Source organism: Paenibacillus sp. MT124, from assembly GCF_058792755.1.
Genome location: NZ_CM179500.1, coordinates 3348983 through 3373613, shown reverse-complemented (window position 1 = coordinate 3373613; position 24631 = coordinate 3348983). Strand labels below are relative to the sequence as shown.

Annotated in this window: 25 protein-coding genes and 1 pseudogene; 16 read left to right on the top strand and 10 right to left on the bottom strand. The window is 42.9% G+C overall.

The features are described from left to right. Nucleotides 1-88: 88 nt before the first annotated feature. Complete coding sequence (locus AC3RCI_RS15410) at nt 89-1036, bottom strand: NAD(P)-dependent oxidoreductase (RefSeq protein WP_492525284.1); 948 nt, start codon at nt 1034-1036, stop codon at nt 89-91. 306 nt (nt 1037-1342) lie between these two features. Here AC3RCI_RS15410 and AC3RCI_RS15405 point away from each other — a divergent pair, with 306 nt between their 5' ends. From AC3RCI_RS15405 to AC3RCI_RS15390, 4 genes are all read left to right on the top strand, one after another. Then, nucleotides 1343-1903 (top strand): helix-turn-helix domain-containing protein, encoded by a 561-nt coding sequence (locus AC3RCI_RS15405; RefSeq protein WP_492525282.1) that lies wholly within the window; start codon nt 1343-1345, stop codon nt 1901-1903. A 217-nt stretch (nt 1904-2120) separates the two neighbouring features. Next, nucleotides 2121-3332, top strand: a complete 1212-nt coding sequence (locus AC3RCI_RS15400) for a CynX/NimT family MFS transporter (RefSeq protein ID WP_492525280.1) — start codon at nt 2121-2123, stop codon at nt 3330-3332. 26 nt (nt 3333-3358) lie between these two features. Further along, nucleotides 3359-3688 carry a universal stress protein gene (locus AC3RCI_RS15395; protein ID WP_492525278.1) on the top strand — a complete coding sequence of 110 codons (330 nt, stop codon included), beginning with the start codon at nt 3359-3361 and terminating at the stop codon, nt 3686-3688. A gap of 428 nt (nt 3689-4116) precedes the next feature. After that, nucleotides 4117-4248 carry a sporulation protein YjcZ gene (locus AC3RCI_RS15390; RefSeq protein ID WP_127537104.1) on the top strand — a complete coding sequence of 44 codons (132 nt, stop codon included), beginning with the start codon at nt 4117-4119 and terminating at the stop codon, nt 4246-4248. Nucleotides 4249-4499: 251 nt separating this feature from the next. Here the strand turns inward: AC3RCI_RS15390 and AC3RCI_RS15385 are convergent, their stop codons facing one another. The 4 genes from AC3RCI_RS15385 to AC3RCI_RS15370 form a co-directional block, all read right to left on the bottom strand. After that, complete coding sequence (locus AC3RCI_RS15385; protein ID WP_492525276.1) at nt 4500-4811, bottom strand: winged helix-turn-helix transcriptional regulator; 312 nt, start codon at nt 4809-4811, stop codon at nt 4500-4502. Between the two features lie 45 nt (nt 4812-4856). Next, nucleotides 4857-5564, bottom strand: coding sequence for an ABC transporter permease (locus AC3RCI_RS15380; protein ID WP_492474220.1), 708 nt, complete (start codon nt 5562-5564; stop codon nt 4857-4859). Beyond that, nucleotides 5539-6483 carry an ABC transporter ATP-binding protein gene (locus tag AC3RCI_RS15375; RefSeq protein WP_492525274.1) on the bottom strand — a complete coding sequence of 315 codons (945 nt, stop codon included), beginning with the start codon at nt 6481-6483 and terminating at the stop codon, nt 5539-5541. Before AC3RCI_RS15375 ends, AC3RCI_RS15380 begins: the two co-directional genes overlap by 26 nt. 91 nt (nt 6484-6574) lie before the next feature. After that, complete coding sequence (locus AC3RCI_RS15370; protein WP_492525272.1) at nt 6575-8143, bottom strand: FAD-dependent monooxygenase; 1569 nt, start codon at nt 8141-8143, stop codon at nt 6575-6577. Nucleotides 8144-8264: 121 nt separating this feature from the next. On the opposite strand from AC3RCI_RS15370, the gene AC3RCI_RS15365 reads away from it, so the two are divergent. Further along, nucleotides 8265-8891, top strand: coding sequence for a TetR/AcrR family transcriptional regulator (locus AC3RCI_RS15365; RefSeq protein WP_492525270.1), 627 nt, complete (start codon nt 8265-8267; stop codon nt 8889-8891). A 560-nt stretch (nt 8892-9451) separates the two neighbouring features. Here AC3RCI_RS15365 and AC3RCI_RS15360 read toward each other — a convergent pair. Next, nucleotides 9452-10840 carry an MFS transporter gene (locus AC3RCI_RS15360; protein ID WP_492525268.1) on the bottom strand — a complete coding sequence of 463 codons (1389 nt, stop codon included), beginning with the start codon at nt 10838-10840 and terminating at the stop codon, nt 9452-9454. A gap of 115 nt (nt 10841-10955) precedes the next feature. Between AC3RCI_RS15360 and AC3RCI_RS15355 the strand changes: the two genes are divergently transcribed. Next, the gene (locus tag AC3RCI_RS15355; protein ID WP_492525266.1) at nt 10956-11834 is read left to right on the top strand and encodes a LysR family transcriptional regulator; all 879 of its coding nucleotides are present in this window, start codon (nt 10956-10958) and stop codon (nt 11832-11834) included. 225 nt (nt 11835-12059) lie between these two features. Here AC3RCI_RS15355 and AC3RCI_RS15350 read toward each other — a convergent pair whose 3' ends face one another. Continuing rightward, nucleotides 12060-12470 (bottom strand): hypothetical protein, encoded by a 411-nt coding sequence (locus AC3RCI_RS15350; protein WP_492525264.1) that lies wholly within the window; start codon nt 12468-12470, stop codon nt 12060-12062. 202 nt (nt 12471-12672) lie between these two features. Between AC3RCI_RS15350 and AC3RCI_RS15345 the strand changes: the two genes are divergently transcribed. After that, on the top strand, nt 12673-13212 hold the full coding sequence (locus AC3RCI_RS15345; protein WP_492525262.1) for a nucleotidyltransferase domain-containing protein: 540 nt from the start codon (nt 12673-12675) through the stop codon (nt 13210-13212). A gap of 170 nt (nt 13213-13382) precedes the next feature. On the opposite strand, the gene AC3RCI_RS15340 is transcribed toward AC3RCI_RS15345, so the two are convergent. Together AC3RCI_RS15340 and AC3RCI_RS15335 are read right to left on the bottom strand one after the other, a co-directional pair. Then, nucleotides 13383-14708, bottom strand: a complete 1326-nt coding sequence (locus AC3RCI_RS15340; protein ID WP_492525260.1) for a sensor histidine kinase — start codon at nt 14706-14708, stop codon at nt 13383-13385. After that, a complete protein-coding gene (locus tag AC3RCI_RS15335; RefSeq protein ID WP_154894185.1) occupies nt 14686-15402 on the bottom strand; it encodes a response regulator transcription factor in 717 nt (238 codons plus the stop codon). The genes AC3RCI_RS15340 and AC3RCI_RS15335 overlap by 23 nt, the downstream gene beginning before the upstream one ends. Nucleotides 15403-15595: 193 nt before the next feature. Between AC3RCI_RS15335 and AC3RCI_RS15330 the strand changes: the two genes are divergently transcribed. The 4 genes from AC3RCI_RS15330 to AC3RCI_RS15315 all read left to right on the top strand — a co-directional run bounded on the left by AC3RCI_RS15330 (nt 15596) and on the right by AC3RCI_RS15315 (nt 19150). Next, nucleotides 15596-16615, top strand: a complete 1020-nt coding sequence (locus AC3RCI_RS15330) for a DJ-1/PfpI family protein (RefSeq protein WP_492525258.1) — start codon at nt 15596-15598, stop codon at nt 16613-16615. 50 nt (nt 16616-16665) lie between these two features. Beyond that, complete coding sequence (locus AC3RCI_RS15325) at nt 16666-17325, top strand: DUF2306 domain-containing protein (RefSeq protein WP_492525256.1); 660 nt, start codon at nt 16666-16668, stop codon at nt 17323-17325. A gap of 206 nt (nt 17326-17531) precedes the next feature. Beyond that, nucleotides 17532-17834, top strand: coding sequence for an ArsR/SmtB family transcription factor (locus AC3RCI_RS15320; RefSeq protein ID WP_492525254.1), 303 nt, complete (start codon nt 17532-17534; stop codon nt 17832-17834). A gap of 143 nt (nt 17835-17977) precedes the next feature. Then, nucleotides 17978-19150: an MFS transporter gene (locus AC3RCI_RS15315; protein ID WP_492525252.1), complete on the top strand. Its 1173-nt coding sequence runs from the start codon at nt 17978-17980 to the stop codon at nt 19148-19150. 340 nt (nt 19151-19490) lie between these two features. On the opposite strand, the gene AC3RCI_RS15310 is transcribed toward AC3RCI_RS15315, so the two are convergent. Then, nucleotides 19491-20039 (bottom strand): TetR/AcrR family transcriptional regulator, encoded by a 549-nt coding sequence (locus AC3RCI_RS15310; protein ID WP_492525250.1) that lies wholly within the window; start codon nt 20037-20039, stop codon nt 19491-19493. Nucleotides 20040-20292: 253 nt separating this feature from the next. Between AC3RCI_RS15310 and AC3RCI_RS15305 the strand changes: the two genes are divergently transcribed. The 5 genes and pseudogenes from AC3RCI_RS15305 to AC3RCI_RS15285 form a co-directional block, all read left to right on the top strand. Continuing rightward, complete coding sequence (locus AC3RCI_RS15305) at nt 20293-21294, top strand: NADP-dependent oxidoreductase (protein WP_492525248.1); 1002 nt, start codon at nt 20293-20295, stop codon at nt 21292-21294. Nucleotides 21295-21669: 375 nt separating this feature from the next. After that, nucleotides 21670-22368 carry an SDR family oxidoreductase gene (locus AC3RCI_RS15300; protein WP_154894191.1) on the top strand — a complete coding sequence of 233 codons (699 nt, stop codon included), beginning with the start codon at nt 21670-21672 and terminating at the stop codon, nt 22366-22368. 43 nt (nt 22369-22411) lie between these two features. Then, on the top strand, nt 22412-23353 hold the full coding sequence (locus AC3RCI_RS15295) for an alkene reductase (protein ID WP_492525246.1): 942 nt from the start codon (nt 22412-22414) through the stop codon (nt 23351-23353). Nucleotides 23354-23710: 357 nt separating this feature from the next. Then, the gene (locus tag AC3RCI_RS15290) at nt 23711-24139 is read left to right on the top strand and encodes a helix-turn-helix transcriptional regulator (protein ID WP_492525244.1); all 429 of its coding nucleotides are present in this window, start codon (nt 23711-23713) and stop codon (nt 24137-24139) included. A gap of 208 nt (nt 24140-24347) precedes the next feature. Further along, nucleotides 24348-24608 (top strand): annotated as a pseudogene (locus AC3RCI_RS15285) (glycoside hydrolase family 16 protein); the annotation flags it as partial. Between the last annotated feature and the right edge of the window lie 23 nt (nt 24609-24631).

The following is a 24631-nucleotide window of genomic DNA, read 5'->3' as shown; positions in this document are numbered from 1 at the left end:
CAGTTAGCGGGAACGGATTGTAAAGTCATTGATGTCGCGTTGAAGTACGGTTATGACAATCCGGCAGCCCATTTTTATTACACCAAAACTACAATATCTGATTGAGCTTGCTTTCAGGCTCTTCACCATTCTCTACACGTTGTATATTCTTTATAAAGAATTCATATCTTTTCTTATGAAACTTCCGACCATCAGGCATTCCTGCTGTGTGGGGGGTAAGTATCACATTACCGAGATTCCGGAGCTCACTGTCCATAGGAAGTGGTTCAGATTCAAAAACATCCAGACATGCGCCTGCAATATCCCCGTTTTTTAAAGCATCAATCATGTCTCTTTCGTTGACTATCCCGCCGCGGGCTGTATTGATAAACAGTGTGGTATTTTTCATTTTCTTGAATACTGCCTTGTTAATCAGTTGTTTGGTTTGCTGATTAAAAGGAATATGTACACTGACGATGTCCGATGTGCTTACAAGCGTATCGAAATCCGTCATTTTCACAAAATCATCCGATTGTACATTGGCATTTCTCGCATAAGCCAGCACATTCATATCAAAAACCCTGCTAAACGCAGCTACCTTTTTTCCGATCGCGCCCAAACCGATAATCCCAATTGTTTTTCCCTTTAATTCACTTCCTGTATAGTCCAATTGATTTTCATCCATCTTGTTTTTCATGAACGAATCAAGAAACGGTATGTTTTTATAATAAGACAATACCATTGCCATTACGTGCTCGGCCACTGCCTGTGCATTCACCCCTGCAGCATTAGCGACCCAAATGCCGAGCTCAGTACAGGCAGGAACATCTACATTATCAAATCCTGCACCCGTCTGTACCAATTTTAATTTTTTTGCGGCAGATAGCAGGCTGTGATCCACTTTAATATGCTCAGGGACGAGTACATGGCAATCTTCAAGATGATGCAACATCTCTTGTCCGGGTGGGACAATAACAACGTTCCAGTCTTGCGGAAAATACCTGGCTATATTTGATTTTGAGGTCTCGCTAAAAAAGCCAACGATAAGAATCTTCATTGCTAAACCACCTTTCATAAATAATACCACTCTTCGAATAAAACCCGTTAGATAGGTGAATGATCAGGACGAGAACTCTCCAGTGAAAAGGATTTGATCCCTCGTCTCTTTTAAAACATAAAGTAAAATGTTGTAAATCTCAAATAATTCTGAACTATATAGTTATTTCTATATATTGAGGAGGGAGGCTTTCCTTACACAATGATTAGCAGAAGCCAGTGACGGAATAAATACTAATCGTATGGAAAAGAATTCAGATAAACAATATACTAGCTATAACAGTTTTATTGTTGAGGTGAATATTTAATGGATGAAGTCAATGAATCAAAACAAATGGTATTACAATTGGGCAGTGCCTTGAAGAAGTACAGAAAAGAAAAAAATATGAGCTTGGATGACTTGGCGGAATTAACGGGCGTAAGCAAACTTACACTGGGGAATATCGAACGTGGCGAGACCAATCCAACGTTGGCGATTATATGGAAAATATCAAAAGGCATATCTTTACCGCTATTGGCTTTGTTCAAATCAGAAGACCCTGTTAGTTTGTATCGAGCAGGCGAAGGACTGCGATTTTCTAATGATCAAAAAAATTGGATCATTGAACCCGTCTTTAAAAGCAACGGTATTGAAATGTGTCGGGCTTACTTGCAGCCGAATAGCTCGTATCACCCTGAAGGTCATCATGTGAACACAACTGAAATTGCAACAGTAATGACGGGTTCCATTGAAATTCAAGTCAATGAAGAGATTCACACATTGAATCAATATGATACGATCAGTTTTCGTGCAGATTGTCCTCACGCTTATACCAATCATACGAATAGCGAAACAGTGCTCCATATCTCCTTAAAGTATGGTTTCTAAAAATCAAAATTCTACTTATTATACAACTCCGAATTCCATGACGGGAATTCAGAGTTGTATTTTTGTTTTTAAACAATTTAAAATAAATTATATAATACTTATTGTAAATATTAATACATTATAATATACTTTTTGTGTCCGCGCGGATGTTATTGCCTCTTTTTTCAATTAGCAGGAAACAAACCATACGTATGAATTCAGAAAGGAGAATTGAAGAATGCCGAACCAACAAAATAAAAAAGCCGTACCATCTTCTATAGGGTTTATCATTCTCGGCATTATTGTGATTGCAGCTAATTTACGTACTCCTTTAACCTCAGTCGGGCCTTTGGTGAGTCTTATAAGGGATGACGTTCAAATTTCAAATACATTAGCCGGCCTCATAACAACGCTACCCTTACTTGCCTTTGCTTTATTATCGCCTCTAGTACCCAAATTAGCACGAAAGTATGGGGTTGAACGCATTATTTTGATTGCACTCATATTTCTGACTGTTGGTATTGTAATACGTTCTTTATCTGGCGCAGCTAATCTGTATATTGGGACTGCAATACTTGGGTTGGCAATTGCCGTATGTAATGTATTATTGCCCAGTATTATCAAAAGGGATTTCCCAAATAAAATGGGTTCCATGACAGGTCTTTACTCTATTTCAATGAGTTTAAGTGGAGCAATCGCATCAGGAATAAGTGTACCGCTAGCCGTGAACGCAGGTCTAAAATGGCAGGGAGCGCTAGGAATATGGGGGATTCTAAGTTTCGTATCGATCCTTTGTTGGTTACCGCAATTAAAAAATCAAACGAGGCAAACAGCCACGACGAGCCAACACAGGTACAGCAAGGATGTGAATGTTTGGCGTTCCCCTCTTGCCTGGCAAGTAACCTTATTTATGGGTATACAATCTATGGTTTTCTATGTGTTGATCGCATGGTTACCCGAAATTTTAAAGCAACAAGGAATTGACTCCAACCAATCAGGATGGTACCTCTCGATCATACAGTTAGCCATGCTTCCATTTACATTTGTTGTTCCCGTTATTGCTGGGCGAATGTCTAGCCAACGTTTGTTAGTGGTCATCACAACCACTTTGCTTTTGACGGGAACGCTCGGACTTCTTTATGGGAGTTCCGATATCATATTGTTGTGGATCATAATACTTGGAATTGGGGGAGGCTTCGCCTTTAGTTTGTCCATGATGTTTTTTGGATTACGTACCGAAAATGCACATCAAGCAGCTGAACTGTCAGGCATGGCGCAATCGATCGGATATCTTCTTGCCGCAGTCGGTCCTGCCCTTATAGGATATCTGCATGATGCGACAAATAGCTGGAAACTGCCACTTATCATTCTACTTGGTGCTTCGGTTTTACTCTTTTTAGTTGGTATAGGAGCAGCAAGAAATCGTTTTGTAGGTAACCCGTTGAAATAGCCCGAAACAAATCAACTCAAGTTACCTTGATTAATGTCAGCCAGGAATATGTATCGAATGGCATGACATATGTACCAGAGAATTTCTTGGAAGAAATATTGAACGAAATGGAGAAGGCGAGCTTGGAACAATTACAACAAGCCAAATCCAAATTAGAATTTGCGGGGATTAATCCGAAAACAGTTCATCTTAAGGGAAACCCTGCACATGAAATATTAAAATATGCAAGGGATACTGAGCAGCAACTCATTATTATTGGAAGCCGAGGACTAAGCGGGATAAAAGAAATAATGCTTGGAAGTGTCAGCCACAAGGTTTCACAGCTATCCATTTGCCCAGTTCTCATTGTACATTAACACCTCTGTGCTGCAGAGATGATGTATTGATATACGAACGGGGAACGTACAGCGGCATTCTAGGGCCTTGTGTCCTACAATGCCGCTGTTTCGATATCCTTTTAGCTGACCAAATGCTGACGCAGACGCTGAAATTGAATGGAGGGAGGACCTGTCGACCATATGGTTGAGCCTTCCAATGCTACAGAGCTCAGATACATGCTGAAGGATGAAGGGTGTTTGCCAGCAAATAACTGCAGAGTGATCGGAAGGGATGGTCAGCTTGAAGAACAATCTACTATGTTTGCAGCTATGATTAAGAAGACTCCCATTCATAGTTGATTGAAGCAGACTTGCCTGTTGGTTGGTGGCCTTTTTTTTAATAAAGCCTTGTCAAAATGGATATACCTGAATAATCTATCCCATACCACAAAGAGGGGGATGGAAGCATGAGTGAAGTTGGATATGGTAATGATAATGTAGGAGGAGTAAGTGGAGGATATGGTGGCTTTACGTCCATCGGTGCAATACTCGTACTGTTTATTTTATTGGTCATTATCTCCAAGGCTTTCTTAGTTTAAGAGTTCACTTCTTAGTTTTCCCGCCAGCTTTACTGGCGGTTTTTTTTTGATTTGCTTACGTTCGTTGTACGATGATAAAAACTAGAAAGTCACCTCAGGTTGATATGTATTTAAAGAATTACTATAGCACGTTAAGCTAATGGGAAACGATAACTCAATGATATAAAGAAAGCAGTTGATCAAAGCGACCAGCTGCTTTTGTTCAGGTAACGGGCAGTTTAGCGTAGTAATTGAGGGAACGTCCATTCAAATTACCTGTTTTCACCGAATTCTTTACCGAAGTCCTCCATCTTTTCAAGGATTGGAAGTAACTTCATTCCCTTTTCTGTCAAAGAGTACTCGACTCGTGGAGGAACTTCCGGATAAACATCACGTTGAATAACGCCATCATTCTCTAATTCCTTAAGTTGCTTGGTAAGCGAGCCCTGAGAGAGATCGCCAAGAAATTTTTTGATGTCCGAATAACGACGTGTTTCATTTTTTAGATACCATAATATAAAATACTTCCAGCGTCCGGAAAGAAGATTCTGCGTAAAGGCTATATTACTTTGTTCGTGCATCATCTTCTTCCAAATGGATTTTACGCAGAAGTCTTCCTTGTAAAATCATCACTGCTCCCTGTTTTGTAACCATTTAACCGTTCCAATGAGACCTAGGATTCCGACTAAGAAAACAAGTAAATAACTGGTACCCAACAAGGGAAATAAAGATACTCCGCTTTCCTGCAAATGCAAAGCAGGTACAGACCATGGCAGATAAGCTCCAAGGGCGGTTGGGCCGAACACTAATGCCAACATTAAAGTTGTAAATGCAAAGCCGATCGGTACCAGATAACCGCGTGATATACAAGCCAATAGGGCAAGAGGAGCACTTAATAATAGGTGGAGAGCACCAATTATAAGTATTAAGAACAAATAATGTTGAACAATTGCAAACGAAAAGCCAGGAAGTCTGATTGCAAAACCAAGTATTAAGGCATAAGCAAAGCTGATCAACATCATTACTAAACACCAGAATATAATTGCAACATACTTGGCAATCGCGATTTTACCACGTGATACAGGCAAAACGAGCAAATCCTTGAGCGTCCGATCGGAATACTCTCGGCCAAATGTCCAACTTGTTACCAATCCAAACCCCAGCAGCCCAAACACAGATGCATACAAAAATGCAGTCCGTTCAAAAAATGAACGCCAATTGGGCTGTCCTAAGAACAATGTGGTGACAAACAATATAAACAGAAGCGTGCCCCATAAAACATAGGAACGACGCAATTTGTAAACTTCAACACTACAGGCTGTCAACAATGGTCTCAATCCGTTTTTCCTCCTCGGCTCCGATTACATTGAGAAAATAATGCTCCAAATTCTCTTCTTCAATGTTAAGCATGGTAAGCGGTACTTCATGATGAGCAAGCAATCTCGCGATATGTTCGGGATGTTTAACGGCATGATCGTCCGGTAGCGCAAAGCCGTTCGAAGTCGAATGTACCGCATACCCGGACTCTGTAAGAATAGCTTGAGCCTTTCGATCATCTTTTGTCCCGATTATCAACTGCTTTCGGCGTATGGTTTCAAAGTCTTTTGTTGTCAGTTCTTCAAGCAATACGCCTTTGTGAATAATGCCGATTCGAGAAGCCATTTTGGATATTTCCTCAAGGATATGGCTCGATATAAACACGGTAACCCCTTGTTGAGAAGCTAGAGCTTTCAGCAGCTCCCTTATCTCGACAATTCCGGCTGGATCAAGCGCATTGGTTGGCTCATCAAGAATCAGGACGTCAGGCTTATGAATTAACGCTTTGGCCAATCCAAGTTTCTGCGCGTTACCAAGTGACAAATCTCTTGCCTTACTATGCGTATATTGGGTCAAATTCAATTGCTCCATAATTTCGTTAACTGCCCTCGGAACCGATAATCCTCGCAATCTAGCCATTAAACTCAAGTTTTCCCTAACCGTAAAGGTAGGGTAGGCATAAGGAACTTCCACCATATAACCTACTCGTCTTGACAAATCAGGATTCCCATTCGCCCAGCGCTGACCAAACAAATACACTTCTCCGGAAGAAGGCTTACTCATTCCGAGAAGAGCCCGGATGGTTGTCGTTTTCCCTGCACCGTTCAACCCCAGGAATCCATAGATTTCTCCCTTCTTAACGGAAATCGAAACGCGATCTACAATGACTTTATTCCCGTACTGCTTGGTCAAGTTAACGGTTCGAATAATATCTTCCATAGTAACAGTCCTTCCATAACCTAAATTTAAAGAATATAAGAGCCGATAGCCATATGAGATGTTGAAAAGAATTCCACTGGCCTTGACCAAATCAATTTGCGCGATAAATGGAATTCAAGTAATTCGAAATCGATGCGGTATCATGAATGTAGGCCCGCAGTGCGATGTAACCGTCAGGACGAATCAATACGAGTTCATTACTTTTTATATCGTAAATCCGATAGGCATTCCCTCCGGTATCCGTTATACCTTCCACTTTTTCCACATGCGATGGAAGGATGCAATGCACATGGAGTTCGTCGTAGGCGAAGTTTTTCAAAGAAAGAAGATCTGTGCGGTTTACAAAAGCCAAAAGAGTCCAGTGTGGGCCGCGCAATAAGTCAAATACACTTCCTGCAAATCCTATACCTTGCAGACCCTCGGCATTAGGAGCACGGTCCCCGGCCAATGAACGGGTAACATTCCTGCGAGCAGACGGGCGGGTAAGAGAACTTGATCGATAGGAAATGAGAAGCCCACTTGTCAGATCGTCGGATATGGTGCTCAACGATTGGGACAACCCTCCGCCTTCAGTCGCCGTTCCTATGACCCCTTGCATCTTCTTCGTGCTGTCCTCAAGCACGGCTTGAGCAACTGGGCGGCGCTCCTCATCGTATGTGTCGAGCAGGTCGGTGTCTGCTCCGCGTATGACAGCCGCCAGCTTCCAGCCGAGGTTGTACGCGTCCTGCATCCCCGTATTCATGCCTTGACCGCCGGCCGGCGAATGAACATGAGCAGCATCGCCGGCAAGGAAGACCCGGCCGTTGCGGTAACATTCAACCATACGGACGTTGACCCGGTAGATAGAAAGCCAGGAAGCATCCGTGAGCCGAACAACTCCTGCCCCGGCCCGGCGGTCAAACATGGCTTGATACGCCTCGAGTGACGGCTGCTCTGGTTCTTCGATATCTGCCGGAATTGTAGCTTGCAGCTGCCAAATATCGGATTTCGGCAGTGGTGTCACCCCGACCATCCCCTCCGAAGATGTCCAGATATGAATATGATCGCGATCCAACCCTTCCAATCGTACATCGCCAAGATACCATCGCTCCTGATCGTGTGTTTTCCCAACCAGCGGTAAGTGAATAAACTTGCGGATATTGCTTTTCCCCCCGTCAGCGCCGACGACATAACGAGCGCGAATTTGCTCTTCTCCTTGCGGTGTATTCAAGGTTACCGTCACACCATCCAAATCCTGTTCAAGCCCTACAGCTTCCACGCCCAACTCGACTTGACCGCCAAGCGCCGCATAGCGGTCGCGCAATGCTTTTTCCACATCATACTGAGCAATCCAGACCGGATCACGATAGGGTGTCTCCAGTTCGGCGCTGGCTGCAACGGTAATAGCAGGCTTGTCGACACTCCTGCCATCTGCGGTATAGTAACGAACAGGCAAATCCACAACACCTGTGTCCATAATGTAATTAACGGCCTCCAAATCATCAACAACCTCAAGCGAGCGGGGCTGGATTGCTTTGGCGCGAGACGCTACGTTATATAAGGCGCTTCGTTCAATAATACGATGGTCGACGTTTCGACGGGCAAGGTCGCAGGCAAGTGTAAGCCCTGTTGGTCCGGCCCCGACAATGAGAACATCAACAAAAGATTGAGCGGTTTTCATGGATAAATTCCTCCTTGATCATTAATATTGATATGATGCATTGATTATACTACACCGTGCAGTGTAGTTTGTAAAGTGGAACTCATTTTTGATAGTATACCTATAGGGGGGAAACATAAGGATGGATAATACGGTAAACAAAAAAATCCGCAAAGGCTCCTTATACAAACGAGCCAAAATTATTGCGGCAGCACGAGACCTGTTTCTTTCAGATGGTTTTGATCGCTCCAGCGTCGATGCAGTCGCAGCTAAAGCGGGAGTTTCCAAACGGACCGTTTATGATTATTATGGGGACAAACAGAACTTGCTGCTTGCTGTTGTGGAAGAAACCAGTGAGGCGGTTCTGGACATGATCAAGCAAGGGATATCAGACTACCTCTTGGAATTCGAGGATCTGGAGCAGGCCCTCATCTTATTCTGCGAACAATTCGTAGCTTCTGCGAACGGTTCGTCCGATTACAGCGCTTTGATCCGTCTGGTTACTATGGAAGCCGCCAACCTGCCAGGCTCGTTTTTAGAAAAGCTGGATAACGCAACGGAAGAGGGGATTATCAGGAGGTTTACCGAGTTTGGACAAGCCGGACTGCTCGCTGTGCCAGATCCTGTAATGGCTACAAAGCACTTTGCTGCCTTAACGTTTTTGTTGGTATTTGATCAACCGATAAAAGCAAGCGATTTGGAGGAGGAGCAAACCAAACGTATCATCACAGAAGGCGTACGCGTCTTTCTTTGCGCTTATGGAAAATAGCAGGGAAGAGAAGTGAGGAGATCAGTGTTCCTCTCTTAAAGAAAATCATTGAGATGAGATATCAATCGTTTCCAAAATAGCTCTCAAGTATAGTTATCAATAAGCAAATAAATTACATCGACTGAAATCTCAAAAAATAGTTGATTCATATGAAAACATATCGAATTTTTTAAAACCGTTAAGTTTAATATTAACGGTTTTTTGTTGTAATATTGTCGTGGTATTGAAAAATCTCCATTGAAGAATAGACAGCGGATATCGAGAGACTAGAACATGGTCCCATTGCCAGTTAGGCGTATATCTAATCGTATCTTGCCCTTCAATTCATTCAACTAACGGGAGAACTTTACTTCAATGTGGTGTAGGAGTCGGTCGGTCATATGAACCGCCTATTTTTTCGGAACTTAAGAATAGATGAACAGATGATAAGATTACCCTGCCGCTGCCGTCATTATACCAACGAGAAACGTTAATTCAACAAGAAATTACGGTAGCTGATTTTCACGATCAGCTGCCGCTTTCTGTTGAGTAACAAAGGATAATTTACATCTGTGAGATAACTAGGACTCATGCAACTGCCCTGTCTCCTTGTGCCGCCAATTTATGAATACCAATGACAATGCAATTAACGTGAGGATCATCCCAAGTACTCGAAATCCTTCGAAGCTGAAGTGATCTCCCATTACAATGCTAATCAGTAAAGAAGAGAGAATGGTTCCCAGGTATCTTGAGGTATTGAATATTCCAGATGCTACACCAATAATTTCTTTTGGTGAGCTTTTGAATAAGGCCGCTTGCATAGCTACACTGTTCAACCCGTTGCTAATACCGAATGCAGCTAAAGCAAGACATACACTGATAACCGGTGAAGTCTGATCCAGTGTCACGATCCACACGGACCCAGATGTCATTAGTATTCCGGACATAAGCAATGCTGGCCCGGGTCCTGATTTATCGATCCATCGTCCTGCCATTGGGGAAGCAACGAGCGAGCACAAGCCTAAGCTTAGCATGAGCATCCCTGTATGGAACTCGCTGACATGACGTACGATTTGCAAGTAGGATGGAAGCCCAAAAAAGAGAGAGTAAAAAAGCAAGTTAACGACCATGAATTCGACATTGATCCAAGTCATTGCAGGATATTTAGCGAATGTGCGTAAAGGAATAAAGGGTGCCTTCGCTTTTAGCTCATGTCGCACGAAAGCTCCCAGTCCAACGAAGCCAATCAGCCCGACAATAACGTTGTAAAAAGAAATCTGACCAGATGATTTTGCGGACAATAGTCCAACGAGCAGAGCTACGAGACCCACGGTAAATAGCAGAACTCCTGATGCATCAATCAAATCAAACCATTTGCGAAAGGACATGTTGCGAGCAACTGATGTGGTAGACGGATCATCCTTAGGAATATGCCTCCATGCTAATAAAAAGCTTGTCACGACGAAAGGAATATTAACCCAAAAGATAGCAGGCCAGCCCCACCAGTGAATGATGACCCCGCCAATAAAGGGGCCAATCGCTGCCGCTCCGGACAGAAATATGGACAACATTGACAGTGCAGTTGCTTGTTTCTCCGTAATATGAATTCGCACAATGGCCATTCCAACCGCAACCATCATGCTTGTTCCGATGGATTGCACAATGCGGAACACGATGAGCCATCCAAAGTTTGGGGATAGTGGAGCTAATAATGATGCAGCGAAGGATACAACAAGTCCGCTAAGAAATATCCTCCTTCTACCGAATAAATCGCTGGCTTTTCCCATAATCGGTTGAGCGATAGCACTCGCAATGTAGAACGAAAAAATAATCCAGGAGACCACTGTAAAGTCGAGATGGAACACATTTTGCAGCCTTGGAATAGCAACTGAAACCATTGAAGAATTCAAAGGGTTCAATAGAATCCCTAGTCCAACGGAAATCATCAACCACCTACTGCGAATACTCATTTTAATCCCCCACTCTGTATCTTAGTGTCATCATCGTACTTGAAATCATTTATTTATTCCAATGCATTTTATGTTATGATTTCATTGACTCAAGAGAATGAGTGGAGGGTGTAAAATGGAACTTCTTCAACTGAAATATTTTCTAGAGGTAGCTCGTTTGGAACATATGACCGAAGCAGCACGAAGTCTGCACGTCACCCAATCATCACTAAGCAAAACGATTGGGCGCTTGGAGGAGGATTTGGGAGTCCCGTTATTCGATCGAGTAGGGAGGAAACTGCGATTGAATGAGTTTGGTAGCAGATTCTATCTCCGTGCAGAAAGGGCGTTGTTTGAATTGGAACAGGGGAAGCAGGAGATTAGCGATTTGTCCAGCCCAGAACATGGCACACTCGAATTGGCGGTGACTACCGCAAGCACATTGCCTCAGATCCTTCGAGAGTTTCGGAACAAGCGACCTGATATCCAATTTCATGTGCAAATGCTCACCACGCAGGAAATGGTTACGCTTCTTCATAGAGGAGAGGTTGATTTTTGCTTGTCCTCACCTCCTATACGAGGGGAAGACATCGTATGTCAAATCATGTTTGTCGACCCGATTCTTGTAGCTGTTCCCAAAGGGCATCGGCTTGCTGACCGAAACAACATATCTTTGACTGAGCTAAGGGATGAATGTTTTGTTGGTGTAAAAAGAGGCTACGGTACTCGCGATCTGGTGGATTCTATATGCAAATCGGCTGGATTTATACCTACATATGTGTATGAAGGTGATGAACCTGCAAGGCTAAGTTCTCTAGTGGAAGCTGGGATTGGCATAGCCTTTATACCAAGTACGGCGAGGTATTCTGGGGCACATATCAAATATCTCAAAGTAGAAAATCATGAATTGGTAAGGGAGATCGCTTTGTTATGGCAGAGGAGTCGGTACATTTCGCGAGCGGCTCACGAATTCCGTGAGGTAGTTATAGAATATTTCCGGACGATATCCAAATAGACAATTTAATTATCCGACAGTCTCTAATCTGTTTATTAGGTTAACGGGAAAAGTTAATTCATGGAAACTAGGGAAGCAGTTGACCCTCATGGTCCGCTGATATTGTTAAATTAAAGAAATTGAAGAGACGCTAGCCATTCTATATGATTTATCGAATTGATTACTGGAAGCGTCAAAATATTTTTAAACTTAAGGCTCAATACCAATTTGAGAATGAAATTTATACTAATTTTTAACTTTTTTATTGAAGAAAAAGATATTAGAGATGATTCCCAACACAATTGCTGATGGAATGAATAATAATAATAACAATTGCCCCTCAGGGGAAGCTAGTTGTCCACCTGAGGCTAAAAATGGGAAGATGAGTCCTGCACCCACGGAAATACTGAGAGCAAGTAACCATTTTAATGCAGTGTTTAATGATGTTTGGTTAATCACATACATGCTCAATATTATTATCGGTACAATAATCATCAAATAGAGGAAGAATGATGTAATAACGATACCACTATATTCACTAGGATGAATGGTTTGATTGAATAATACTTGACTTCCCTTTTGATAAAGCCAGGCTCCGATGCCATAAGATAGGAAAACGGAAATTGCTAAAAAGATATAATTGGTGATTCGGTTCATCTGGCTCACCTCAATCAAGAGTTCGATACGTATTACATAAGACGTTAAAATTTTAAAAAAGGTTTCATTAATGGTGTGTCCCACTGTTACTAACATGAGTGAATTAAACTTTAATACAAACGATAACATTAGAACACAGTAGCTCAGCATATCGTATTATTTGTGTAATAGGTATGGGTTACATTTGTGAAAGGGGATAATCATGGTAGATCCAGCGTTTGGTAAACAAACAGAGTCACAATTAAAGTTGTTAAGTGAAATAAGCATTATTTGTACAGCAATTGGATGCAGATTCTGGTTGCGTGGTGGATGGGCAATAGATTTTTTGCTCGGCAAGGTTACCCGTTCACATGACGACATAGACCTGATAGCATGGATACAAAACAGAGAAGAGTTAGAACGCGCTCTTGCGAAGGCGGGTTATGAACAGACTTCTGTGAAAGAGCAGTTTCGTGGGAGGCAGTCTGATTTTAGTAAAGATGGGGTAGATATTACATTTGCCTACATAACGAATACAGATGATGGAAGTATTACTATGAATGGTTTACCGGAGTGGGTATGGCGCCCCGATTCGTTGTTATCACAAAGCAATATGTTAAACGGAATATCAGCTCATGTTTTACACCCGAGACAACTTTTAGAGGAAAAGGAGGTTTACAAACAAATCGGTAGAGAACCTCGACCCAAGGATGAAGATAGCAAAACTATCTTGCATCGTATAATAGCAGAGTTAGATTATTGATCTTTTGGACAAGAGATACTCAGTCTCACTAATTGGAGAGAGAGTGTCATCAAACTAACGAAGAAACGATAGCTTAATAAAACTAAGAAAGCAGCTGATCTATATGATCGGCTGCTATTTTTTTACTAATGGACTGGTCTCTATCAATCCATTGGGAGCCTCTTACATGATTATTTCAAGGATGGAAGCCATCCCGACAAGAGCGCTCCGCCGCGGGTATCGTTGTCAGCCAAAAGTTCGCCTCCATGTCGCCGGATGATGCGTTCGGATATAGCCATGCCCAGACCGCTGCCTCCAGTAGAACGGTTACGGGACATCTCACCTCGAAATAAGGGTTCGAATACTCGCTTCAGTTCATTCTTTGCAAATCCTGAACCCGTATCTCGGATTGTAAACCTGATTTGATCGGTAAATCTGTTGCACTCTATGATAATTTTTCCGGAATCAGGGGTGTATCTGACGGCATTATCCAATAAATTGCTGATCGCGCGTTCTAGCAGATGAGCGTCGCCGCGAACAATGCATGCTCCTGTTAAATGCAAATTTATTGAGATATTCTTTTGCTGAGCCGAGGGCGCCACACTTTCTACCGATTGCTGCAGAACAGTGTGCAGGTTTACGACTTCTTCGATAAGCATAAATTCGCTATAATCCATTTTGGAAAACGTAAATAGATCCTCAACCAAACGGTGCAGCTGTAATGCTTTTTCTTTGCATACGGCGACGTACTTCGCTGTTTTTTCTTGGGATTGGGCTATCCCCAGTTCAAGTCCTTCGAGGTATCCACGCAGTGCAAAGAGCGGGGTTCGAAGATCGTGTGCCACAGCGGCAATGACGAAACGACGTTCCTCTTCGAGGCTCGTTTGTTTCAAGTGAGACGTTTGCAATCCTTGCACCATCTCGTCAAAAGCATCCCGGACATCGGCAATTTCCTTGATGTGTGAAGCAGGAATAGGCACGTTCCAATCCCCGGAAGCAAGCAAGCGCACAGACGTACTAAGACTCTCAAGCGGTTTGATCAAAAAATGCCGCATCGCCATGCTGATGACAAACAAGGCAAGCAAAAATCCGATAAAGATTGAGAACACTTGGAGCTGGTTTGATTTAGGAATGTAAAGTTCGATTTTCCCTTTTATTTGACCATCTGCGAGCAATGTATATCGCTCAACAGTTGTATATCTATTGATATGGTCCGCATTAGTACGATAAATCTCCTGTCCGGCAGCGGAGACCAGGGAAACATTCATGTTTGTATCATCCAACAGGCCTTTCAACTGCACCTGCCATTCGGGTACACTCCAGCGGTCCATATTCGCTTCGATCTGCCCAATAATCTCATTCTGCTGCATTTGTTGTTCTTCATTCAGCAGTGCAGCTGCGGAAAATCGTAAGGTTCCGGTTTCGATATAATGAGCGGTCAAAAAGAGGAGCCAAGGCAACAGCAGGATGAACACCAGAAAAAGCAACATGAGTTTACGAATCCTTAACGTTCTCACGTGAACCTCCTTCGTAGCGATATCCCACGCCCCAAACATTCACCAGATATTGCGGATTAGCCGGATCGATTTCGATCTTCTCGCGCAGGCGGCTTACATGCACACGAACCGTATGTCTGTCGCCAATGCCTGCCCAATACTTGTCCAGTAATTGATCATATGTAAATACGTGCTTGGGGTGCTGGGTAAACAGCAGCAACAATTCATATTCCTTGGGGGTAAACATGACTTTGTTGCCTTCTACGTATACCTCTCTGGATATGAGGTTTAATTGCAAATGACCGTTTTCCAGCAAAGATTCTACCGAGGTCTGAGGTGGGGAAGAAGAGGTACGTCTTAATACGGCCTTTACTCTAGCGACAATTTCGCCAGGAGAAGCCGTTTTCACAATGTAGTCATCTCCACCCAGCGAAAGCCCTCTAATTTTATCCACGTCATCACTTTTGGCGCTTAAGAACAAAATCGGCACAGGATTTTCTTTGCGAATCTGGCGGCACAAATCGAAGCCGTTCTGTCCAGGCATCATGATATCCAGAACGATACATTGAATGGCATAATGCTGGAGCGCATCCCAAGCCTCAGTAGCGTTGCAAGCCGTGATGACGCGAAATTGTTCGTGTTCCAAAAAGTCTTTTAATAATTCGACAATGCTAAGGTCGTCGTCAACAATAAGCACAGTAATTGAATCGTTCATACGTATCCCACCTTCAAAACCTAGTGTAACATGGTCGTATTGAAAACCAATGGATGTTTATAATTTTGTGATATTTTGTTGATGGTTTTGTGGCGAGTATGGACCTTCTTTTGAGAGGTTTTGTTGGTATCCTTATCAAAGGAACAGGGAGAATCCCCTGCATCAAGATCGAAATCATAGGGAGGACATATTTATGCTGCATGTTCAAATTGTGTTGTTTGATGGCTTTGATCTCTTGGATGCAATTGCGCCTTATGAAGTGTTTATTGCGGCATCAATGTATACTGAAGAAGCCCTGAGGGTAGAACTAGTGACCGCGGAAGGGCCACGGCACGTCACAAGTGGTATTCAAGGGCTGGAGATCGAGGCGACTGGGAAACTGGATCCTGAATGTGGGGGCATAATCCTTGTACCGGGCGCATCCGGTAAAGTCTCCGGAGAGGAGCCTGATTCAATTCCAATCATTCTGAACCGTGCTGCTGCTACAGAAATTTCTGTACAAATTAGACAAGCATTGGAACGAGAAGACGTTCTAGTTGCTACGGTGTGCGGTGGTTCACTTCTGCTTGCCATGGCTGATTTGCTTGAAGGCAGACATGCAGTTACGCATCATATGGGCATGGGAGTTTTGGGCGCTACCGGAGTATTTCCTATTCAGGCACGCATTGTGGATGACGGCAATTTGGTGAGTGCAGGTGGTGTGACTTCTGGGCTTGATATTGCGTTATATTTAGTGGAACGTACACTAGGCCCTCGTATTGCACATGCCGTGGAACAGCTATTTGAATTTGAGCGGCGGGGAACGGTATGGAAAGCAGAAGGAATGGTGCGGGCGGATGACATGGACGCGACAGGAAAAGAAGAGGAAATAAAATTCGCGCCGGCTATCCTAGAGAAGGTGCATGCCTCTGCGTCACTTTACGAAGGGAAATGGGAAGTAGTCATCTCAACACCAATTGGTAAACTTGAAACTAGTCTCGTGATTCATACAGATAACGGCAGCATTCGGGGCACAGCTACGCAAGACGGTGAGACTGTGGAACTCATCCATCCTCGGGATCAGGGTGATAAATTAGTCTGGGATCTTCGGGTGAGCAAACCGATGAAATTACAGCTTCATTTTGAGGTAAACGTACAAGGGGATGTGATGAATGGAACTGCCAAGGCTGGTTTCTTGCCAGCATCGAAACTGACAGGTCATCGCTTAGTTTGATTGAGATTCAGTGTAACGACAGATGATATTAGAAACGGAAAGGTTCAATCATGAAAAAAACAAACATGGCCTACCGCGTTTTGGTCGGGGTCAGCATCATTTTCATTCTGTATTCGCTAGTTAGGCATTACGTATTCGATCCGGAAGCAACCGCATTTCTCAGTCACAAAACCGGGCTGAAGCGTGAATTGAATCTTCCGGTATGGCTAAAAGTTATGTACATTCATGTTGCATTTGCATGTTTAGCGATGGCAGCAGGGTTAGTCAATTTTTCAAGCTTCATACTGGAGAAACACCGGAAAATTCATCGGATCAACGGGTATGTCTATGTCGTTTCTGTAATGACGGTTGTGCTGACATCCGGCTACATGGCTCCATATTCCACTGGAGGCAAGATCAACAGCATCGCGTTTAACATAATCAACATCATTTGGCCACTAGTGACAGTTATGGCGATTGTGCAGATTAAAAAGAAACGAATCGTAAAACACCGGAATTACATGATCCGAAGTTATGCTTTCTGTTTTACGAATATGTTGGTTCATTTAATCACGTTTATGTTCAGTGAAGTCTTCGGCTTGGCCTATGCGAGTAGTTATACATATGGTTTGTATAGCAGCCTCGTTCTGTTATTGATCTTTCCGGACATGTTTATCCGGTATCTGAATAAGATTGAAAAAAACAAAACGATCGGAACCTACTTTTCATAGGTTTCGATCGTTTATGTTGAAATGTAGCAGCGTTACATGTCCTGTAACGATTCTTTTCTGTCTGTAACAAAGTTTATCCTATCTAAAAATTTGAATTTTAGCTCAAAATACTTAATACCGCAGTTATATTATCGGTACTTTCCATGATCTATATGTTATAGGAAATTTAAATTGACATATCGCAAATGATCGATATAATAAGGGTTATGAATCCAATTGAAGTATTTAAAGCCATTTCGAATGAATCCAGGTTACAGATCTTACAATGGCTCAAAGAACCATACGTGTATTTCAAACCCCATGAAGGAGTGGATATGAAGGAAGTAGGGGTTTGTGTAAGTCAAATAACCGACAAGCTTAACATGACACAGTCAACGGCTTCTCAATATCTTACGATATTGCAGCGGGCAGGGTTGATTACAACAAAACGGATAGGCAAATTTACGTATTATCAGAGAGACGAGGAAGCCATAAAGCAATTGGCTCGTTATATGATGAATGATATGTAAGTTATTACTGAGTTCTTACCAAGAATTCAGTTTTTTCTTCGCTGATCATTTCGACAATTCGTTATATGTTTATTTGTGATTATACATATCTACATTTCGCAATATGTAATTTATTATACTTTATTAAAGGAGTTGTATTACATATGTCATCGAGTTTGAAAGTCTATATTTTAGCTATCGTTAGTTTTTTGGTTGGGACTTCTGAGTATATTTTATCTGGCATTTTAGATAAGGTAGCCGGGTCTTTTGATGTCTCACTGGCTGCAGCGGGTCAGTTAATTACCATTTTTTCTCTGGTCTATGCTTTATTCACTCCAATTCTAATGGCGGTAACCGCAAGTATGGACAGACGAAAATTAATCATTATTGGCCTGGCAATATTTGTGATTTCTAATATCCTCGCATTTACCCTACCAGGATATGGACTGTTTGTAGTTGCTCGTATCATTATGGCGATTGGTGCAGGAATCGTTGTGGTCACTGCTTTAAATATTGCAGCTAAAATTGCACCAGCAGGTAAACAAGCAAGTGCTATTGCCACAGTGGTCATGGGTTTCACGGCATCATTAATCGTTGGTGTACCTCTTGGACGAATCACAGCCGACACACTTGGTTGGAAATCAGTGTTTGGGGGGATTGCACTTTTGGGGATTATCGCAATGATCATTCTTTCTTTCGCCATTCCGCGTATTAAGGGGGACGCGCCCATTCCGTTAAGACAGCAGTTAAGTTTATTGAAAAAGCCAAAAGTTGCATTAGGATTATCGATTACCTTCTTTTGGCTTGGAGGATACTCCATCGCTTATACGTACCTCTCTCCCTATTTGCTTGAAGTATCGGGACTAGGTGATAAATATCTCAGCGGCGCATTGCTTATATTTGGTATAGCCAGCATGATTGGCTCCAAAATCGGTGGCTTCAGTACGGACCGTTGGGGCGTTCATCGAACATTATCCGTTGGATTGGCACTCCACATTGTAATGCTGATCCTGTTGTCCGTTGTGACCCATACATTACTTGGTGTAATGATCGTACTTTTGTTGTGGTCCTTCTCAGCATGGTCATCCGGTCCAACGCAGCAATATCATTTAACGACAATTGAACCTGAAGCATCAGGAGTTATGCTTGGTCTTAATCAGTCCATGATGCAGCTTGCTATGGCAGCAGGTGCGGGTGTGGGAGGGATAGCTATTGAAACGATCTCTCTCACGTCGATTACATGGATTGGTGCTGCAGGGATTGCGATTGCAATATTTGCATTGGTCATCCTAAATAAAATGAATACCGTTACAAAAGTTAATTCCAGCATCAACTAAAGTGAATTACAAGGAGCGCATTACAATGATCCGTATCATAGGTAGAAGTACAGAATATTACGCTAACGGGAAACGCTAATTTAATATACTAAGAAAGCAGCTGATCTATGGGATCGGCTGCTTTTGTTCAACTATAGGACAGTTTAGTTGAATATTAATTGCTCTGAACTAGAACAAAGGCGAATATTCTTTTGGGGAAAAGACGGAAAAGAACTCCCCAGTCCCAGGCTCTCATGTGCAAGAACAAGTTCCCACTTAGATAAGAAATTAAGTGCAGCAATGAATCAGGAGCAGGTACCTTAGGCAGGCAACACCGCTCCTTGTAATATAGGATATCCTTTCAAACACCCGGTTTGATTAAACTCCAGATGCGTTCAAACCGATCTTGGTAGTCAGGTGAATTCCAGGATTCCTTAAAAGAGGGGAGACTAAACACCGCAAAAGCAGATAGTATTGCCTCAGCCCGTTCAAAGTGAGGATCGTTATAACCCATAAACCCATCAATAATTTGATATGAATCCCAGAGAACATCCCGTAATACCAAAGGATTACTGTCCACATACTGTGTATTCAATGCGAACATTTTGGGATTCTCATTATAAGCGCGTTTTTTGGCATTCACAAATGCCCAAAGCCAGTCGTGGAGCATTTCCTGGGAAGAGGCCAAATGCGCCATGTTTATACTGATTTGTTCTGAAATCATCCGATTGAACCAGTTTTTAGCTACAGCTGCCCAGAGTTCTTGTTTATTTTTAAAATGCTTATAGAGTGCTGCATGGGTAATATTCAGTTCATCCGCTATTTGTGAGAGCGTCACTTCAGATTTCTCCGTGCGCTCCATTAATGCCTCGGCAGTTTCAATAATAAGCTGCTGCGTGATTTTAGCCATTTGTTATGGCAGGTGAATATGGGGCTCTTTGAAGCGACCAGTTACTGCTATACCCCAGTCTCACACCGTTACGCCCAACCCTTCTTTCGTTGATTAGTCTTTACCACCCGTAATCATACCTTCCATTTATTTTAGCATATAAAATATGGAGTAACAAACGTTGACTTTTGTAACCAATAAGATTATGCTTGCTGTGTAAGTTACAAAATTAAATAAATGTTACTTGGTGAACTGCATACAGGAGGATAATTTTATGAAAGCAGCACAGATTACCCAATATTCAAAACAGTTTAAAGTTGAAGTACGCGATATCCTAGTCCCGGAAATAACGGATCACGAAGTTTTGGTGAAGGTGAAAGCTGCGGCGGTCAACCACCTGGAACTGCTTATCGCAACCGGAAGCGTGAAGTTAATCCAGGACTATGCGTTCCCGCTGACACTCGGTAATGAGCTCACTGGTATTGTCGAGAAGATTGGCAAGAACGTCACTGGTTTCAAAGTTGGCGATGCGATTTATACACGGCTCCCGCTGCAAAAAATCGGTGCGTTTGCCGAATACGCGGCGATTCATGCGGATGCCATCGCTCACTTACCGGGTAATCTGGACTTTGTAACCGGTGCGGCTGCGCCTTTAACAGGATTAACAGCCTATCAAAGTTTGCATGAAGAGCTAGCTGCAAAAGCTGGCGAAAGCTTGTTCATTCCCGGCGGCTCTGGTTCATTTGGCCAAATGGCTATTCCTATCGCTAAAAGCATGGGGCTGAAGGTCATCGTTAGTGGAAGTCCAACAGCACGCGAACGTACAATGGCCGCTGGAGCGAATCAATACATTGACTACACGACAGAGAACTATTGGGAACAACTTAGTGATCTTGATTATGTGATCGATACCTTGGGACCCAGTGAATTCGATCATGAACTCTCCGTCATTAAACCAGGTGGTCATCTTCTTTCGCTAAGGACAGGCCCTAATAAACGTTTTGCTAAAGCAATGGGCTTACCGTGGTGGAAACAAAAGCTATTTAGCATTGCCGGAGCCAAGTATGATCACAAGGCAAAGAAAAAGAAGATTGAATATCATTTCGTTTTTGTTCGCAGCGATGGAGAGCAATTGCGGAGAATGACTAAGATTATTGAAAAGAACGGAATTGTTCCCGCGGTGGATCCTACAGAGTTTCGCATTGAAGATATCAATGAAGCTCTAATCCTTGTTGGAACAGGTCATCCTAAAGGAAAAGTCATTATCCGATTTTAAGGGAAGGGGGTGATGATCATGAAATTGAAAGGTAGAACCATTCTGATATGTTCAGTGCCTGCTCATTTCGGAAACCAATCTCACAGACAATTTTGATGAAGGTTTCTTGACTTACAGCCGATACATCGATTCAACTGCTAACTAAATAATGATTGAAGATCCGACTAAGAAAGTATGGTTGCATCATTCCCTATGCACTTTCTAGTATGTTCGTTCTTGAATTAATGATCTATCCTTCATTTAAATAATCTTACTAAATGGTGCTTTATTCAAGCATTATTAGAATGATCGTTCTCAAACATTCAGCCTTTGGACCCTGATTTTATTATGAATAATTACAATTCAAAACAAACAAAAAAAAAAGGAGTTAATACAATGAACATTTCTAAACAAGTCGCATTGGTTACTGGAGCAAACAGGGGGCTTGGCCGCCAGCTTACACTTGAACTTCTTTCTAGAGGGGCTAAGGTATACGCAGGGGCAAGAAATCCAGAGACCATCGATATCCCCGGGGTTATACCTGTAAAACTTGATGTAACCAATCCTCAAGAGGTAGCAGCTGCTGCCAGCCTTGCTAAGGACGTTACCCTTCTCATCAATAATGCAGGATCATCTACAGGTGCTTCTCTCCTGGAAGGGGATTTGGCAAAAATCCAGCTGGAAATGGATACGCATTTCTTCGGTACGTTATCCATGGTTCGCGCTTTTGCCCCGGTCATTGAAAACAACGGTGGAGGTACGGTTCTGAATATTCTCTCCGCATTATCTTGGTTCAGTGGCGGAACTGCGGGTGCTTATACTGCTGCGAAGGCTGCAGCTTGGGCATTGACGAACGATCTGCGTTTGAATTTGTACCCTCGTCAGATTAGAGTTGCAGGCTTACATGTAGGATTTATGGAAACAGACATGACAGCCGGTCTTGATGCTCCCAAATCAAACCCTTCAGATGTTGCGAGAATGGCTATTGATGGCATCGAAAGCGGCAGCTTTGAGATTCTTGCCGATGATAACAGTCGAATGATTCAAGCTGGACTTGCCGGTGGCGTTGCTACTCTATACCCGCATCTTTCTTAATTACTATTACGGTTTGGACTAAAATTAAAGAGGAGTGTTCAAAATGAACAAATTGTGGAGTGAAACCAAAGTCGGTAATCTGAAATTGCCGCATCGTTTAGCTATGGCACCGATGACACGCAGCAGAGCAGAAGAAGACGGTACGCCGGGTGAATTAACCTCCCTGTATTATGCACAAAGAGCTTCGATGGGGCTTCTCATAACGGAAGGGGCACAACCATCCGATGATGGTCAAGGTTACCTGTGGTCGCCGGGGATCTATACGGAACAACATATTGAAGGATGGAAAAATGTTACAGATGCCGTTCATGCAGCAGGCGGATTTATGTTTATCCAGTTAATGCATGCTGGCCGGATGTCTCATCCCGACAATACACCCCATCACCGTCAGCCCGTTGCGCCATCAGCGATTGCTCCTGGTGTTCAGATGTTTACCGCTACAGGCATGCAGGACATCCCTGTTCCACGCGAGTTAACCAAAGAGGATATTCAGACGACCATTGCAGATTTCCGCAAAGCAGCAGCAGCGGCTATTGAAGCCGGAGCAGACGGCGTTGAAATTCACGGAGCTAATGGGTATCTCATTAATCAATTTATTGGTGAAAACTCGAATACACGGACGGATGAATATGGAGGATCGATCGAAAACCGGGCCCGCTTCGCAATTGAAGTGACCAAAGCCGTTGTAGAAGAAATTGGCGCTTCAAGAACAGGCTTCCGTATTTCACCGGGGACACCTCTTGGAGGAATTGAGGATGGAGAACAAGGTCCTGAACTTTATCTCTACCTGGTCCAAGAATTAGCGAAGCTGAATTTGGCTTACCTTCATGTGATGCATCTTGGAAATGAAAAGCTGCTGCAGGACGTTCGCTCCATTTGGACCAATCCACTATTAGTCAACCGGGCAGGACGTGCTCTGGAAGATCTGAGTAACGATCTTGATCACGGCATAGCTGATATCGTACCAGTTGGTGCATGGTCATAGCTAATCCGGATTTAGTGGAGCGACTTAAAATAGGGGCTCCATTAAATGAGGCAGATCCTAAAACCTTCTTCGCGGCAGGAAGAAAAGGATACACGGACTATCCTACCTTAAAAGAATTAGAAGCACAAAAGAGCTAAGGAGTAGTTAAGGACTAAACGTCGTTAAACTAACGGGAAACGATATCGTTATAAAACAAAGAAAGCAGCTGATCAATATGATCGGCTGCTTTTGTTCAACTAACGGGCAGGTTAGTTTTATGAAATGATGCATACCTTACGTATTTTTTTTATATTTCCAATTGTTCGCTTAGGCACCGTTCAGATGATGGAGGAATACGAACGAGTTATCCTCCCTTACATGGGGGAAGAAAAGCTGGACCTTGAATCATTGCGTAATCTCTTTGGTTATCAAGGGATGCGTGATTATATACAAGCACTGCAGCAGCAGCTGCTTCGGCTGAATCAGTTCTATTATGACTATAAGTGCAGCTATCGCCATACGCAGGATCTGAATGAAGCCATTCGTTTTATCCACGAGAATTTCCACAAACCGCTGGACCTCGCGATGGTATCCAATCATGTATCGCTTAATTATGCTTATATTTCAAATCTGTTTAAGAAGAATACGGGTAAAGGTTTTGCTGAGTACCTACGAGATGTGCGTCTGGATAAAGCGCGGCGGCTCCTCGCTGAAACTGATCATAAAATTGTTGAGGTGGCTGCTATGGTTGGCTATGAAAGCTACAAAAGCTTTATTTTCAGCAAATTAACCTATTCGATAGAATAAAGATAGCCCCCATGTAAGCGATTTCCTTAATGCGCATGGATTGGGAGAAGCTATTATTCTATTAAAGGAGGGCAATTATGAATCCATCTCACTTTAAGGAGAACGGTTTACGAAAAAGGTACTTGCTATGTTCCTGGTGGTTGTGATGCTGGCCAGTATTGGCATACTGCCGGCTTCAAAGGTTCAGGCAGCGGGAACTACCGTAACCTCAAATGATTATCATGTATACTCGGTAGTCTGGGAAGAGGACAACATTAAATGGTATGTAGACGGCAAGTTTTTCTATAAAGTTACTAACGAGCAGTGGTATTCCGCAGCTGCACCGAATAATCCGAATGCACCTTTCGATGAGCCGTTTTACCTCATTATGAACTTGGCAATCGGCGGAAACTTTGACGGTGGCCGTATTCCGAACGCCTCTGATATCCCGGCGACGATGCAAGTGGATTATGTACGCGTGTATAAGGAACAGAAATAAAACCGCTGTTTGCA